Source organism: Komagataeibacter sp. NFXK3 (assembly GCF_054182245.1).
The window spans coordinates 15,835-28,055 of the sequence record NZ_JAPIVJ010000015.1; the positions used below are offsets into that span (position 1 = coordinate 15,835).

Consider the following 12,221-nt stretch of genomic DNA (forward strand, 5'->3'; position numbering starts at 1 on the left):
TCAACTGGACTGTTTCGGCGTTATTGCCTCCGTCCATGAATATATATTATGTTTTTACTTACTCGCGGTCAACGAAAAACCGCAGAAAACCGCCGTTTCCAAGAAAATAAAGCCTCTGGAATTGACGATTTACTTGTTGAATACTGAACGAGTATTTGATGTCTTCCTAGACCCATCCTGCCTGTGCGGCGAGCACACTGACGGCGACGAAAGAGGAATGGAGGTGGCGTTTTCCTGAGCCCATCCTGCCACCGGCCAAGACGGGCGACGGGACAGGCCGTCAAGCCCGGAGCGTCCTGAGCAAGGGGACTGGTTTGCGTCTGATGCGGGGTCGCGTGCGGCCCTGCAGCAGATGCGGGCCTGACACCTGAAGCCGAGGGTCGCGCAGTGGCTTTACGGACTGGCACGGCGACTGTCAGACTGAATGCTGGATGCGAGGCCACCTCCATGGAACATGCCTCCGCGGACGGTCCGGAGGACTGGCCGGGGAGGTTGAGGAGCCGTCTCACGAACCGATCCCCCAGACCAGGACCGCCCATTCATGGAAAATGATGCGGGTAAGCCGTACCCGAAAGGGCCAGACCCGAGGGCCAGACGCCCGACTGAGGGCGGCTGGACGTCGGGGCTAGGCGGAGCTTGGCGACGCAGGAGCCTAGCGCAGTAGAGCGCGCGAACCCTTCAGGGCCGCCCCGATCCTTTTTTCGCCTCCCCTTCACATTACCCACGGGTCAGTCTCGACGAAAGAAAACACACTATCCCCTCTCTCCCCCTCTGCTTTCTTCAATCTCCTCCTCAGCACCTTCCGCTCCTGGCGCGCTTTCCTCCTTTTCTTTTCGCTGACGTTCCAGCGGTCCCGCAGGACGGCCCGCAGCTCCGGGCACGAGGCGCTGATCTGTCCATAGGACTGACGCCGAAACCGGGCGACGCCACCGAAGCGGTCGATCCCTGTCACCAGGGTGCTCCTGCCGATCTCCGGATAGAGGATCACCCCGAGGCCATCCTGCGCGTCGGGTGTCGAGGGCGGGCGGAGAAAGAGTGCGGCGAAGCCGTCCGTTGTCTCAACCCATTCCGGCGCTGGCCCTGCCTGTTGGCGCAACGGCATCAGGTCAAAGTGTGGACAGTTCTCGGCTATGGCTACCGAGAGAGGCTGAGACCTGTGCCAAAAGCTGGCGCAACAACCCGCCCAGTCTTTCGAAGTATCCGTTGGAAACAGGATCGAGAAAACGGTGATGAGGTCTGCTTCATAGACAAGCTGGCCGCCCTGCCATTTGACGAAGCCCGGATCATCAAAGCAGTCGAAATATTCCATGCCCCGGATACTGACGTCCGGATACTCGTCGGACAGGCCATGGCCGTGGTCAAGGAACGACGTTCCGATCCCGCTTTCGAGGGTCATCACCAGTGTGGTGTCGTCTTCCCACGTCATCTGATCCGGCGCGCAGGTGCGGTAGGCGCGTTCTTCTGCGATCTGGCGCAGACGATCCTGCGGTCCTGTGAGGGTAAAGACGGTTGTGACGTGAGTCGCCATGGGGAACATCCTTTTTCATTTTCTGGATGCTTTCCTGCGGGCGCAGACGGCTGGCCGGGACAATGGCGCGCCCTCCAGGGCGCGGGCCGCGTGCGGCCGGACCATTGTGGCGACCGGACGGCCTGTGCTGTCCCTTTCTGTCTCTACTTCGGCTCGTCTCTGTTCATTCCGCTCGATATGCCACTCTCGACCTTGAGAGCAAAAAGTTCCCAGAAGGCCGGATGCATGGTGCGATCACCACTTTCCCATCGCTTCCAGGTCAGGGGTGTGACGTGAACAAGAGACGCAGCGCTCACCTGTGTCAGGCCCGCATCGAGACGGGCTTGACGGATTGCCCGAGGAGAAATGCCCTCGACGTCAGCCGCCCTCAATAACCCAGCCATGCCCGCTTGAAATGACCTGCCTGCTCAAGTCCGGCCTTCGTCCGATTAAGGCTCGCGATCAACGTAGCGTCGGCCCGACCTCGCGGCGAGAGGTCGAAGTCTTCGCCGTATTCGCCGATTTTATCCATACTGGCTTCGTCTATTTCACAGCGACCGTCGGGAAAGATCCAGACACCTGACAGGATACGATCCCCGGTTCTGTGCTGTAGCTCAATGCGATCGGAATAATGAGGGGTGTCGTCACGCATCGCAACTTCCCCCGTTCCGTCATGCCGCATCGAGTGCTCTGTCGCGATTTCAAACCCGTCGTCCAGCTTTACACTGCCGAGATTGCGCGTCTCACCCGTTGAGAAATGCCAGCCTGACAGAGCCAGTCTGTCCACTTCGGTCTTTCCGACCTTACGAATGGCCTTCGCGACATCGTCGGCCGTAGGCGTAACCCCAAGGAAAACAGCAACCCTTTTCGTGACGGCGCTGTCTTCGAGCGAGAAATAGCCTTGCGACGGCGCAGCCAGGAGCAGGACCCTTCCTTCCTCATCGCGCTGAACGCCATCTGTCACCCGTCCTATCGCTTCGACGGTGGCGCGACGCTGCACTTCCTTTTCAAGTTCGCGCATCCGGTAAGTGTCAAACTTTGGCATGGAAAGATCCTCGCTTTTGAGATCTTTACTATAGTATCCATTGGATACTATTCAAAGAAAAAAACGGCTGATCTTAGATTTTTATCAAATCTTTCAGTCGCAGACGACATGCGTAGTCTGAGGTCATGATCGGCTACATGAGGGCATGCGCGTGATATTACAGGGCTTCTATATATCTGAGGATCTTCTTGAATGGTTCGCCTGAGGCTGAAGCCCCGGGGTGGGCCTTCGCGCATCGAGCGGAGCGACAGTGCGCACGCGGCCTGGAAGAGCCTTCAGGCTGAACTCAAGGGTGCTAAAGGCGAGGACAGGATCCGCACCCTCCTGAAAGAACTGGGACGGCCCAGCCTCCATGACGTTCACCTTCCCAAGGCCTCTGGTGATGGCACGACCCAGATTGACCATCTCGTCCTTTTGCCCCGTGGTCTCATGGTCATCGAGACGAAGCACTACGCGGGCCATCTGAGCGGGCATCCAAATGACGAATACTGGCGTCAGCGTCTCGGCAAAGAAGAAGAAGGTCGGCTGATCTACAGCCCCGTCCGCCAGAACGCAGGCCATTGCGCGGCCGTCCGCGCCATCACCTCGCAGGCCTGTCTGGATGTGGAGATCCTGAGCCGCGTAGTCCTCACCGGACGCGCCAGCGTCAGCCCGGCCCTAGAGTCCAGTGTCAGATCGCCGGACGCTCTGGCAAACGAACTGAGACAAAGTGGCGGAGAGGCTTCAGGAGTGATGATGGGCGTGTGGCAGAGGATTGTGCACGTCGCCCGTCATACAAGAAAATAGGCGCACAGTGCCTTAGTCCGTGCCAATCCCAATCGCGGCGGCCGTATATCGGGTTGTCGGCAGGATCCGGACAACCGCCTCACCGCCAACATCAGAAAGATACAGCAGCCCGTCCTTCGGACAGCCCAGGGGGCGCCCATCCGGATCAAGCACCAGACGCAGGCTGGCGATCGGGCTGACTTCATAAACGTGATGCTCGTCCCAGGAGACGAACGCATGCGTCCGTCCCTTTTCGACCACGGTATGCAGCGTTCCCGGGAGAATACCTCGGGTTTTCTGCTTCAGACGCTCTGACATGAACTGACCAACAGCCTCTTTCTGCTGCTCGGTCAGGCTCTCATATGTGCAGGGGGCGGGATAGATCGGTTCACCAGTCACGCGGCCAGTCCTTCCTTGCTGAGATGGATAAGGAAAGCGCCAAAGGTGCCTCCCTTATCGGGACAGGTCAGTGTTTTGCCGAGGCCTGGCGTTGTTCGTCAATAAAGTCAGTGACGTCTTTGAGGACGCCATCCGGAATTTCCTCACCGTCATCAAGATCGACTTCCAGACCGTCGGCCGGTGCCTCCGTGCTCCCCGCAGACAGACCGAGACAGAGATCCGGATCCTCAGGGTCGTAATCGACCCTGACGGCCCAGCCATCCGACAGAAAGACGAAATCACTCAGCAGACCATCCTCTTCGAGATCGTCATCGTGCTCGGCCTCATCAGCGTCGGACGGCAGATCAGAGGCCTTGCAGACGCCGGCATACAGGCCGGGAAAGGCCGTGTTCAGCGCATCCACAACCTGCTGGGTCTGCGGACGAAAAGGTCCGGTCTTTGAGACCGGCATGACATCACTCATCAGTTCAGCTTCCAGCAGGTGGAGGTCACATGCTGACTGTAGGTCAGGCGTGTGTTGCCACTGTGATCACCAATCAGCTCGCACCGCACCCATTTTGACGGGGAGGTCCGGTCCACGAATTTTTCAAGCGTCAGGATGTTGCCTTCTTCACCAGCCGACGTGCGAATGGAATAGCCGGCATCAAGCAGTGTCTGAAGGCTTTCGGGAATGGCTGCGAAGGGCGTAGGCACGGAGGCCGCATGGCCTTTGGACGTCGGTGTCGGGGATGCAAACCCCATACTCCCAAGAGCCGGATCGAGGGCCATGGCGGGCGAAAGGGCAGCGGCCGTAAGGCCTGCTGCCAGGGCAAGAGAAGAAAGAAGGCGGGTCACGGTCTGTCCTTGCGGTTCACTGGATCTGAAAAGATCGCTTTACCGGGCAAAGGTAAAGACCGCTTCTGCGACTTCCTAAAGAGACTCAGGCCTTTACAGGACGTCCGCGCCGCTTCTGCGGGATCTTCCGGACCTCGACCTCGGTTTCTTCCGGCTCAGGTGCAGGCTGGCTCCGGCCACCTTTCACGGCCCCAAGACCGATCTTATGCGCCAGCGCGGTTCGATGACGGGAATAGCCCGGAGCCGTCATGGGATAGTCGCTCGGCAGTCCCCATTTCGCGCGGTATTCGTCCGGTGTCAGGTCAAAAGCATTTTTGAGATGGCGCTTGAGGAGCTTCAGCTTCTTTCCGTCTTCGAGGCAGATGATATAGTCCTCGAACACAGAGCGCTTCGGATTGACGGCCGGGACCAGCTCGACTGGCTCTAGCTCGGGCGCCTCACCCGCCGAAGCAAGGGCTGCATGGACAGTTCTGATCAGGCCGGGAAGCTGCTCTACCGGTACCTCGTGAGCACCGACATAACTTTCGACAATATCGGCGGTTAGATGACGGAAGTCTGTTTCAACGTCTGTGGTCATTTAAAATGCCTTTTTCAAATTTTGACTGTGTAGAGTGTCTGTCTATACGCAAGATAACATGACAGGTCACTGAGGTCGCGTGGTTCGCGGCATCGGAGCCAGGGCAACACCTCGCCCCAGATGACGATGTTCAGAACAATAGTGTGTGTCGCCCTTCACTCCGGTAAACCCGAAGGCCGCCCCCTTCCCGCAGACTTCGCAGTCATACAGCCAGCCAGACTTCGTCCTGGGCCGCAGGGAGGTGTAAGGCCTGTCGTCAGACCCATGATGATCGGACATCTCTTAAAATCCCATTGCATCGAGAGCGGCCATGGTGTGCCGGAACCGGCCCCCTGTCTCTCTTGTCTTCGACCGCCCCTGCTGGCGCAGCCAGCCTGTCACGCGATGCTCGGCAGGGATTTCCTCAATGAAGCCTGACGGCCTCGCTGAAACACCCTGACGGTAGCCGACACTGCTGATCGTGGCCTGCTGCATGGCACGGGTCAGCGACACATAGGCCAGTCGGCGTTCTTCCTCATAGTTCCGCTCGCCCATCCCCGGAAAAACCGTCTCCTCCCAGGCGGGCAGGAAGACGTGGGGAAACTCCAGCCCCTTGGCCCGGTGCATGGTCATGAGCTGCACCCGATCACGCCCGCGCTCATTCGGTGAGGCCGTGGCCAGGGCTGCGTGCTCCAGAAGATCCTGAAGCCGGGTAAAGCCCTCGGCCAGCCCGACCAGCTCGGACAGGTTCTGCAAGGCAGTCTCCCCTTCTTCGGACGCGGCCTCCCGCCACATCGTATAGTAGCCGGTCTCCTTCAGGAGCGTATCGAGGCGGTCACAGAGCCGCATGTCCGGGATCTGCCCGATCCGGGAGACCGTCTCACGAAAGGCCAGCAGGCTATCGCGCACCTTCGCGGGCAGCGTTGCCGTGGTGACGGCCGCACACAGGCTGAGGCCGCGATCCTGCGCCTCCTGCTCGATCTGGCCAAGCGCCTTGGCGCCAAGGCCGCGCCTGGGCACATTGGCCACGCGACGGAACGCCTCATCAGACTGGCGACTGTCCGGACAGGCCGCCAGCATCAGGAACGCGAGCGCGTCCTTCACCACGGCACGGTGATAGAAGCCGACATCGCCGATGATCTCGTAGGGAATACGCGCTTTGAGCAGCGCCTCTTCCAGGGAGCGGGACAGCCGGTTGATCCGGTAGATCATCGCCATATCATGCCAGGCAACACCTTCTGCCGCACGACGTCCCATCTCGGCCGCGATCGCGTCGGCCTCATCGGACGCATAATCGTAGGTGAGCACCTCGATCTTCTGACCGTCGCCCTTCTGGGTAAACAGCGTCTTGGGGATCCGGCCCGGGTCTCGCGCGATGATGGCGTTGGCGGCCTGGAGAATATGATGCGTCGAGCGGAAGTTCTCTTCGAGCTTGAAAAGTCTGGCCCCGTCAAACTCCCGAACGAAGTTCCGGATGAAGCCAATTTTGGCCCCACGCCAAGAATATATCGACTGCGAATCATCGCCTACGGCAAAGAGTTCTCGTGAGTATTCAGACATATAGGTGAGCCACAGCATCTGTGCACGGTTCACGTCCTGAAACTCATCGGCCATCACGGATGTGAAGCGCTGCGACCACCTGTCACGATAGGATCGGTCGTTCATCAGGGCAAGCGTTGGCCACATCAGCAGGTCCGAGAAATCGGCAGCATTCTGCTCGCGCAGGGTCGCCTGATAGATCTGATACAGACGAACGGCGAACTCCCAGCCTTCGACATCGACCATCTGTCGGGCCGCACGGCGGCGCTCGATCAGCCCGCGCACCCAGGCCGGTGCGGCCTCAGGTGTGACAAGGTTCTCTTTCATGTGCCCGATCCGCTCGCCCATCTTCTTGACCTGCCGGACGTCACACTTCTTGCCTGTGTCCGGTTCGGGCACAGTGTCGGGGTCCATGGCCTTCATGAGACGGCGGATCAGCGCTGTCGCATCGTCCGCGTCGCGGATATCGAAGCCTGGGTGTAACTGTGCCACCTCAGGCTCGGCCCGAAGCTGTCGCGCGCCGAGGCCATGAAACGTGCCAAGCCAGAACGGAGCCTGCCCCTCGCCCAGGACACTCGTGATGCGCTCACGCATTTCCTGTGCGGCCTTGTTGGTGAAGGTCACGCACAGGATCTGGGACGGCCGCATCCCATACATCTGGATCCGGCACGCCACACCGGCCGTCAGGGTCTTGGTCTTTCCCGTTCCGGCTCCAGCCAGCACGAGAACCCGGCCAAGCGCCATGGCGGCCTCACGCTGCACAGGGGTCAGCGGATCCAGTACAGGTGCGAGGGTTTGGGGATAGGCGCTCATGCGGGCACCTGCTCGACGGGATAGACCTCAGACGCCACGGGATCCTCTACGGGAACGATATTGCTGCTGTCGGTGAAAAGGGTCAGCGGATGATAGAGGTTAAAACCCTCATGAGGACCATCCCATCGTCCGGCAATCACGAGAGCCAGCGCGCGGTTCAGGCCGCTACCCAGCCACACAAGCTGGTGCGGAACCGGCATGTCAGGCGCTTCAGGATCCGTACAGCCGAGACGGCGCGCATGATCCATCCAGATCGCCGAGGCCTTTTCATGGCCCAGCATGTTGAAGGTCAGGCCGGTCTTGATAACGATATGGTCGATATGCTGGCGGGCCGCGGAGCGGGTGTCGTTATACATCATGACGTCCTCAAAAGCCTTGGGGCAGGCTGACAGGGTGAGCGTTGGGAGTTCAGGTCCGTTCAAACGGACGATCGTTGATTTTCGGGTGAAGACGATCAGCTCGCCGTCGCGGTCCCAGGCGTCGTTCAGGCGATCACCGCCGATGACGACCCCCTGCACCAGTCCTTCGGGCGTGTGCGCCTCACAGAAGACTTCGGGGGCCGAGGTTCTCAGACCAGTTCTCTTCCAAACCTTGATGGCCTCTGCGTCCTGCCGCCACAGGATCAGTGTGACGGCCTGCCAGCTCAGACGGGATTTGCTCTGCTTCATGCCGCCACGTCCTGACGGGCGCGGCGCTGCAGAACGGCGTTCCAGTCCTTGTCTTCGCCTTTGGGTGAGTACCGCAGGGGCTTGAGTCCGGCTTCGCGGATCATGGGCGCATAGATCTCTTCGTACCGGTCGCCCTGGGCATCGCCGTCCACGACGATCATGACGCGGCCACCAGCCTCAATCGTGCCAAGAAGAGCACGGAACTCCTCCATCGCTTCAGGGCTCATGCCGCCTCCGGTCGAGACGTACAGGCTGGGGTCTGCGAAGAACGGATCCATGGCCGCATAGGACAGGACGTCGATGGCGGACTCACCGATGACCAGACGGACGGGCTTCACTCCTTTTTCGCCAGCCCTCATCCGAAAGAGCATTTTGCCACCGCCGCCCGAGGAGAAGCCGCGATATTCCGGCCCGCGCATCTCCATGCCCGTCAGCGCGCCCGCATTGCTGTGATGGGCGAACCAGGCCGTGCCCTTCATGCCTTCCCGCAGGAGACCCTGCTGGTTCGCGAGATGAAGAATGCGTTCCGGCAAAGCCCGGTCGCGGGTCAGATAGGTCCAGGCAGCCGACCCCGGCTGGGGAGCCTGACGGTTCTTCCACATATAGTTCGGATCGCGTGCGGGTTTGCGCTCTTTCGGCTCCGCCACGTACTCGGCCCCGCTCGGCGCGAGACCAAGCATTCCACGGAGTTCTACGCGTGCGTTACCGAGAGACATCCCGGGATTGAGGAACCGGACCAGGTCGATGACCGAGCCTTTGACGATCGAAGAGGAATTGTGCGGATCCCACCAGCCCTTGCCACCGTGCGTCACGATGATGCTCTCGCCTTTCACGCGACGAAAGCGCATGTGACGGGCGGAACTTTCGGAGCGGACGAACCTGTAACCGGCCTGCTCCAGAACAACGATGCAACTGATCTCGTCACGAAACTTCTGGAGTTCCTCGTTCATCTGCTGGGGCGTGTTCTGGTAAGCCATGGCGGAATATCCTCCCGAACGTCCGTTACTTTCGATCTGTGAAAAGTATAGTAAATTACCGCGATAATATCCAATGAATACAACAGAATAACACGGAATATATTTACTTGATTGAGTGAAATAGTTCTTGCGTCCAGAACGACAAAAACCAGTTTTTCTTGTTCGTCCTGCGGGGGTTTCGGGGGCAGCGCAGCCCCCGGTGTTGCCGCTGAAAGGAGATGTGTGGAGACGTTTTTCTCGTCCCGTCCTGCCAGGAACACGACAGTTGCGGGCCGAGGGTGTCAGGACCGGAAGACTGCGGATCGGCAAAAGCGGGTTGCGGGCAGCGCGGGACAACGTCCTGCGATGAACGCGGCCCTCTTTTGACGAAAGACGCGGTCTGGAGCCCGAAGGGTTGTCTTGAGACCCTCGGACCGTGACTGTCACACTGATCGCATGACGGCGAGGTCGGAACACAGCTCCGTGCCACCCCGCAAGGGGTGGTTGAAGCGGCAACGTCTGATGGTTCGGCATGAACGGATCCTTCAAGAAGTGTCCCCAGTCTGCCCGTGCCATCTGCGACTAACGCCCTCTGCCTCAGTTTTTTTTCGAAGACCCTGTGTCGGCCATCCCGTCTTCGTCCTTCTTCGTCTGCCCTTTCTGTCGCTCCAGTTCCGCCAGTGTCCGTCTCACGGCCTGCGAGAACCGCGTCTTTCCCTCCCAGAAACGGCGTGAGTACGCGCGGCGGTTCATGGTCGCCATCCTCATGCCACACCTTCCGGACGATCGAGGCTGTCCAGGAGCTTCTCCTGCGAGCGGCGGCGCAGCGTCGCGGCCTTGCGGCGGAAACCGGCCGTCAGGCGCGATGGCAGCATGACGGACTGATCCGTGTCTTCCAGGAACACGGCCTCTGCCATCAGGCGGGCGCTCAGGGCGCGCGCCTGACTGCGGGGAACCGTGAGGGGAGCGGGTGTCGAATAGAACATAAAGCCTCCTGAGACCCGCCTCCTTCAGGAAGCGGGTATAAAAAGACCGGCTCCAGGGCCGGTTTGCGTGCGTGTTTCGAAGAAAGAGGACGTCAGCGTCCCGGATCGGTAAGGATCATCACATCCCCGTCCTGGGCACTCACGACGATCTCGGTCTCAGGGGGCGCCTGATCTGTGCGGGGACGGGGCTCGTAAGCGCCGCGCACGAACACGAGCTGGCCCTTGCGGGCGCGTTGTTCGAGAAGATCGGTCAGAAAGTCGTTGTGGCAGACGATCCTGTGCCACACGGTCTTCGGGACACGGCGACCGGTGTGCGTGTCGGTACGGTGGCTGTCCGTCGCAAGACGGAAGAGAGCCACGCGGTGTCCGTCCTGCCCTGTGCGGATCTCCGGATCCGCACCAAGGTTGCCAATGACGATGGCAAGGCTAAGGGTCTGAGACATTGTTCTGTCCTTTTCGCTGGCCCGTGTCAGAAAAGCTCGGCCTGCACGGGCGCGGCAGGGGGAGACTGATGTGTGGTTGGCAGGGCAATCCGGAAGCGGTCTGCAAGACGCTCCAGATCGGCCCGGTCGCGTGCCTCCTGCTCGGCGGCAAGGGCGCGCGTGTAGGCCTCGATCAGGCCGCTGCCGATGATGCGGTTGCGGATGTCGCGTTCGACGTCCGACCAGGTCCAGGCCGGATCGCCATAACAGCCGTACAGGACGATGCCGCGCAGGAAGCCCAGACGCGCCTGTGTCGTAGAGAACTGAGCCCCCCAGAAGCCGTGGATGTCGTAATGGGCGATATGCCCGAACATCTGGCTCAGGCGGTTGTAAAGCGTGCGGTTCCAGGCACTCTGCGGAAACCCGCGAGCGATGAAGGACAGAAGCGCGTTCCCGATTTTCGCCTTCTCGGCCGCGTCACTGAACTGCGTCGCAGTGAGGCCCTGAGGCTGGATCGGTGGCCGTCGTAGCGCGGGACACGCGATGGACGCTGGCTCCGGCCCGTTCATGAGCGCACCTCATGGGCGAGCATCGCCTCGACCTGAGTGAGGTAGGCTTTGAACGGCGTCTCTTCAGGAATCACCCTGATCCAGTGTTCGGTGCCCAGAGACCCTTTCCAGCGGGCGTCGCAGAAGCCCTCGGGATGATCGCTCCCACGCTCGGGTGTCACAGACACGAGAAAGGAGGCGTCCGGGTAGTCGTCGTGCAGGCGTGCACCGTATTGGGCTACTGCCGCCCGGATTCCTGCAAGGTCAGCCGCCTCGATCCGTTTCTGTCTGTAGCGGTAGGGGGATGAACAGGAGATGAGGCTCCCGTGAGAGGCCGCAGGGATGGCGGCCAGGGTGTATGTCGGCATGGTGATCTCCACACAGGACACGGCCGCCCGTGAGGGCGGCTGATCTCGGATCGGTCAGAGAAAGGCGGGAAGCACCACCACCAGAACGATGAAGGCTGCAAACAGCGCTGCACCTCCTACGAAGCCCGCGACTTCGAGCCATTCTGTGCGGTTGCGGGGACGCAGATCGGAAATGTCGGCCATGTCATTCTCCTTTTTTCTTCCATGACCCTTTCCGGCGACCGCAGCGGGGACTGGCTGGCAAAGGCGCTGCAACGCAGCGGGATCGGACGACCCGCAGCGCAGCGAGGACACGGCCGACCCACCCTTTGCCAGACAGGCTCCGGTGTGGTGCCTGCCTTCTCCTTTTTCCCCTTCCCCCTTTTCCCTTTCCTGATGTCCTACTGCGCGAGATTGGCGACCTGCCGCGCCAGACGGGCACAGAGCGCGCGCGTAACGGGATCGTCCTCGTCCACAATCGCTCCGGTCAGGACGGGCAGAAGGCGCCGCGCTTCAGGGGCGGTGAGATCTAGGTGCCAGCACGCACCGAGCTGCGTGGCCACAGCGTCCGGCTGATCGACCGGGCGAACGGACACCGAGACTTCGTTTCCGTCCACGTCTCCGGGTTCGAGAACGGTCTTCTGACCGTCTGGGAGGCGAACCGGGCGTAGCCCGCTCTCCTTCGGCTCGTCGGCCGTCGCGTCCAGCACAAGCTGACCGGCTGCCTCGGCCGTCTCGGCCTCGACCTCAAAGTTGACGCGATCGGAGAGAAGCTGGCGCTCGCTGAGCGTCACAATAAAAACAGGCATGTCAGGCTCCAGAAATGGAAAAGGCCG

General features: G+C 60.6%; 18 protein-coding genes. 1 reads left to right on the forward strand and 17 read right to left on the reverse strand.

What is annotated here, in order from left to right; genetic code table 11:
- Positions 1–712: 712 nt before the first annotated feature.
- The 3 genes from OQZ28_RS14085 to OQZ28_RS14095 all read right to left on the reverse strand — a co-directional run bounded on the left by OQZ28_RS14085 (position 713) and on the right by OQZ28_RS14095 (position 2,552).
- Entirely contained in the window at positions 713–1,528 is an 816-nt protein-coding gene (locus tag OQZ28_RS14085; RefSeq protein ID WP_458136462.1) for a hypothetical protein, read from the reverse strand.
- 143 nt (positions 1,529–1,671) lie between these two features.
- The gene (locus OQZ28_RS14090) at positions 1,672–1,911 is read right to left on the reverse strand and encodes a helix-turn-helix domain-containing protein (protein WP_099287176.1); all 240 of its coding nucleotides are present in this window, start codon (positions 1,909–1,911) and stop codon (positions 1,672–1,674) included.
- On the reverse strand, positions 1,896–2,552 hold the full coding sequence (locus OQZ28_RS14095; RefSeq protein ID WP_458136463.1) for a hypothetical protein: 657 nt from the start codon (positions 2,550–2,552) through the stop codon (positions 1,896–1,898). The genes OQZ28_RS14090 and OQZ28_RS14095 overlap by 16 nt, the downstream gene beginning before the upstream one ends.
- Positions 2,553–2,744: 192 nt before the next feature.
- On the opposite strand from OQZ28_RS14095, the gene OQZ28_RS14100 reads away from it, so the two are divergent.
- Positions 2,745–3,338, forward strand: a complete 594-nt coding sequence (locus tag OQZ28_RS14100) for a nuclease-related domain-containing protein (protein ID WP_458136464.1) — start codon at positions 2,745–2,747, stop codon at positions 3,336–3,338.
- A gap of 12 nt (positions 3,339–3,350) precedes the next feature.
- On the opposite strand, the gene OQZ28_RS14105 is transcribed toward OQZ28_RS14100, so the two are convergent.
- From OQZ28_RS14105 to OQZ28_RS14170, 14 genes are all read right to left on the reverse strand, one after another.
- Entirely contained in the window at positions 3,351–3,716 is a 366-nt protein-coding gene (locus OQZ28_RS14105; RefSeq protein ID WP_099287179.1) for a hypothetical protein, read from the reverse strand.
- 67 nt (positions 3,717–3,783) lie between these two features.
- Entirely contained in the window at positions 3,784–4,179 is a 396-nt protein-coding gene (locus OQZ28_RS14110; RefSeq protein ID WP_458136465.1) for a hypothetical protein, read from the reverse strand.
- Positions 4,179–4,550, reverse strand: a complete 372-nt coding sequence (locus OQZ28_RS14115) for an ABC transporter substrate-binding protein (RefSeq protein ID WP_458136466.1) — start codon at positions 4,548–4,550, stop codon at positions 4,179–4,181. Before OQZ28_RS14115 ends, OQZ28_RS14110 begins: the two co-directional genes overlap by 1 nt.
- Positions 4,551–4,635: 85 nt before the next feature.
- On the reverse strand, positions 4,636–5,127 hold the full coding sequence (locus OQZ28_RS14120; RefSeq protein WP_458136467.1) for a MucR family transcriptional regulator: 492 nt from the start codon (positions 5,125–5,127) through the stop codon (positions 4,636–4,638).
- Between the two features lie 282 nt (positions 5,128–5,409).
- On the reverse strand, positions 5,410–7,458 hold the full coding sequence (locus tag OQZ28_RS14125) for an ATP-dependent helicase (protein WP_458136468.1): 2,049 nt from the start codon (positions 7,456–7,458) through the stop codon (positions 5,410–5,412).
- On the reverse strand, positions 7,455–8,126 hold the full coding sequence (locus tag OQZ28_RS14130) for a hypothetical protein (protein WP_458136469.1): 672 nt from the start codon (positions 8,124–8,126) through the stop codon (positions 7,455–7,457). Before OQZ28_RS14130 ends, OQZ28_RS14125 begins: the two co-directional genes overlap by 4 nt.
- Positions 8,123–9,103 carry a DUF3991 domain-containing protein gene (locus OQZ28_RS14135; RefSeq protein ID WP_458136470.1) on the reverse strand — a complete coding sequence of 327 codons (981 nt, stop codon included), beginning with the start codon at positions 9,101–9,103 and terminating at the stop codon, positions 8,123–8,125. Before OQZ28_RS14135 ends, OQZ28_RS14130 begins: the two co-directional genes overlap by 4 nt.
- A gap of 576 nt (positions 9,104–9,679) precedes the next feature.
- Positions 9,680–9,835: a hypothetical protein gene (locus OQZ28_RS14140; RefSeq protein ID WP_167383473.1), complete on the reverse strand. Its 156-nt coding sequence runs from the start codon at positions 9,833–9,835 to the stop codon at positions 9,680–9,682.
- Positions 9,836–9,846: 11 nt separating this feature from the next.
- Positions 9,847–10,068 (reverse strand): hypothetical protein, encoded by a 222-nt coding sequence (locus tag OQZ28_RS14145; RefSeq protein WP_211576621.1) that lies wholly within the window; start codon positions 10,066–10,068, stop codon positions 9,847–9,849.
- Positions 10,069–10,160: 92 nt separating this feature from the next.
- Entirely contained in the window at positions 10,161–10,511 is a 351-nt protein-coding gene (ssb, locus tag OQZ28_RS14150) for a single-stranded DNA-binding protein (RefSeq protein ID WP_458136471.1), read from the reverse strand.
- A 26-nt stretch (positions 10,512–10,537) separates the two neighbouring features.
- Positions 10,538–11,059 carry a hypothetical protein gene (locus tag OQZ28_RS14155; RefSeq protein ID WP_458136472.1) on the reverse strand — a complete coding sequence of 174 codons (522 nt, stop codon included), beginning with the start codon at positions 11,057–11,059 and terminating at the stop codon, positions 10,538–10,540.
- Positions 11,056–11,406: a hypothetical protein gene (locus OQZ28_RS14160; protein ID WP_211576608.1), complete on the reverse strand. Its 351-nt coding sequence runs from the start codon at positions 11,404–11,406 to the stop codon at positions 11,056–11,058. The genes OQZ28_RS14155 and OQZ28_RS14160 overlap by 4 nt, the downstream gene beginning before the upstream one ends.
- Before the next feature lie 54 nt (positions 11,407–11,460).
- Positions 11,461–11,589, reverse strand: coding sequence for a hypothetical protein (locus tag OQZ28_RS14165; RefSeq protein WP_264784645.1), 129 nt, complete (start codon positions 11,587–11,589; stop codon positions 11,461–11,463).
- Between the two features lie 197 nt (positions 11,590–11,786).
- Positions 11,787–12,194 (reverse strand): hypothetical protein, encoded by a 408-nt coding sequence (locus OQZ28_RS14170; RefSeq protein ID WP_458136473.1) that lies wholly within the window; start codon positions 12,192–12,194, stop codon positions 11,787–11,789.
- Between the last annotated feature and the right edge of the window lie 27 nt (positions 12,195–12,221).

Bases quoted from the DNA above. Each gene is read 5' to 3' on its own strand.
- OQZ28_RS14085 (WP_458136462.1), bottom strand. From the start codon at position 1,528: ATGGCGACTCACGTCACAACCGTCTTTACCCTCACAGGACCGCAGGAT.
- OQZ28_RS14090 (WP_099287176.1), bottom strand. From the start codon at position 1,911: ATGGCTGGGTTATTGAGGGCGGCTGACGTCGAGGGCATTTCTCCTCGG.
- OQZ28_RS14095 (WP_458136463.1), bottom strand. From the start codon at position 2,552: ATGCCAAAGTTTGACACTTACCGGATGCGCGAACTTGAAAAGGAAGTG.
- OQZ28_RS14100 (WP_458136464.1), top strand. From the start codon at position 2,745: ATGGTTCGCCTGAGGCTGAAGCCCCGGGGTGGGCCTTCGCGCATCGAG.
- OQZ28_RS14110 (WP_458136465.1), bottom strand. From the start codon at position 4,179: ATGAGTGATGTCATGCCGGTCTCAAAGACCGGACCTTTTCGTCCGCAG.
- OQZ28_RS14120 (WP_458136467.1), bottom strand. From the start codon at position 5,127: ATGACCACAGACGTTGAAACAGACTTCCGTCATCTAACCGCCGATATT.
- OQZ28_RS14125 (WP_458136468.1), bottom strand. From the start codon at position 7,458: ATGAGCGCCTATCCCCAAACCCTCGCACCTGTACTGGATCCGCTGACC.
- OQZ28_RS14130 (WP_458136469.1), bottom strand. From the start codon at position 8,126: ATGAAGCAGAGCAAATCCCGTCTGAGCTGGCAGGCCGTCACACTGATC.
- OQZ28_RS14135 (WP_458136470.1), bottom strand. From the start codon at position 9,103: ATGGCTTACCAGAACACGCCCCAGCAGATGAACGAGGAACTCCAGAAG.
- OQZ28_RS14140 (WP_167383473.1), bottom strand. From the start codon at position 9,835: ATGAACCGCCGCGCGTACTCACGCCGTTTCTGGGAGGGAAAGACGCGG.
- OQZ28_RS14145 (WP_211576621.1), bottom strand. From the start codon at position 10,068: ATGTTCTATTCGACACCCGCTCCCCTCACGGTTCCCCGCAGTCAGGCG.
- ssb (WP_458136471.1), bottom strand. From the start codon at position 10,511: ATGTCTCAGACCCTTAGCCTTGCCATCGTCATTGGCAACCTTGGTGCG.
- OQZ28_RS14155 (WP_458136472.1), bottom strand. From the start codon at position 11,059: ATGAACGGGCCGGAGCCAGCGTCCATCGCGTGTCCCGCGCTACGACGG.
- OQZ28_RS14160 (WP_211576608.1), bottom strand. From the start codon at position 11,406: ATGCCGACATACACCCTGGCCGCCATCCCTGCGGCCTCTCACGGGAGC.
- OQZ28_RS14165 (WP_264784645.1), bottom strand. From the start codon at position 11,589: ATGGCCGACATTTCCGATCTGCGTCCCCGCAACCGCACAGAATGGCTC.
- OQZ28_RS14170 (WP_458136473.1), bottom strand. From the start codon at position 12,194: ATGCCTGTTTTTATTGTGACGCTCAGCGAGCGCCAGCTTCTCTCCGAT.